This window comes from Lentzea sp. NPDC005914 (assembly GCF_040629405.1).
Taxonomy (GTDB): Bacteria; Actinomycetota; Actinomycetes; order Mycobacteriales; family Pseudonocardiaceae; genus Lentzea.
Map to the genome: position 1 here is coordinate 1 of NZ_JBEXVQ010000104.1, position 1,094 is coordinate 1,094.

1 protein-coding gene is annotated in these 1,094 nt (G+C 65.1%); it reads right to left on the bottom strand.

The genetic code is table 11. The annotated features are described in order from the left end of the window. Positions 1 to 233: 233 nt before the first annotated feature. A complete protein-coding gene (locus tag ABZ345_RS47465) occupies positions 234 to 920 on the bottom strand; it encodes an NUDIX domain-containing protein (RefSeq protein WP_359862367.1) in 687 nt (228 codons plus the stop codon). Positions 921 to 1,094: the final 174 nt, after the last annotated feature.

A 1,094-nucleotide genomic window follows, 5' to 3' on the forward strand; every position in this document is an offset into this window, starting at 1 on the left:
GGCGTGCCATCAACCCGCAAGCGGCGCTGGCCGGTCTTTGATCAGATTGGCGGGGTCCGGGGCGGAGCCCCGCGCCCTAAACAGGACACGCCCAAAGCAAGATGACCACCCGCCCGGTCGCGAAACGCACGGAACGTGACTCGCTCTACGCAAGGCGACCACCAACGCAACCCGCGTACGGAACGGGACTCGCTCAACGCAACCCACCCGCAAGGTCGCGTCCCAAACCCCACCTACCCCCCAGCCCCCCGAACCAACGGCGGATACAACACCGAAGCCTCCCCCCTCCGAAACAAGGCAGCCGGCCTCCCCCCATCCCGAGAAGTCGTCTCCCCGGTAGCCACCAACAACCCGTCAACCCCCGTGACCTTCCGATGAAAGTTCCGGGGATCCAACGAAACCCCCCAAACGATCTCGTAAACCCGCCGCAACTCAGCGACCGTGAACTCAGGCGGGCAAAACTCCGCCCCCAACGGCGTGTACTCCAACTTGGCCCGAGCCCTCTCCACCCCGTCCTCCAAGATCCGCGCATGATCGAACGCCAACGAGGAAACCTCGGACACCGGCACCCATGAAGCAGCCGCAGCATCCGTCCCAGCGACCGGAACCGGCAGATCAGGCGCCAACGCCAGGTAAGCAACAGAAACAACCCTCATGCGCGGATCCCGCCGAGGCTCCCCATACGTCCCCAGTTGCTCCAAGTGCAGCCCGGACACCCCAGTCTCCTCGGACAACTCCCGAACAGCCGCGGCATCCACCGACTCGGCAACCTGCACGAACCCCCCGGGCAACGCCCACCGCCCCCGAAACGGCGCCTCCCCCCGCCGAACCAGCAACGCACACAGCGCATCGGCCCGCACGGTCAGCACCACCAGGTCGACCGTGACCGCAAAGGGAGGGAAATCACTTGGCCTGTACACACCGACGAGTATAGGCTTATCGTCAGATCGACGACAAGCATCGGGCAACACCCGCGCCAGAGCCCCGAGCACGAAAGAACCGAGGAGTCTCAATGATCGTGTCAAGCCGCCTGGGCCGTGAGCTGTGGTGAGCGATGAAACTCCCGGCCATCACGCAGCAGCGCCCAGATGACG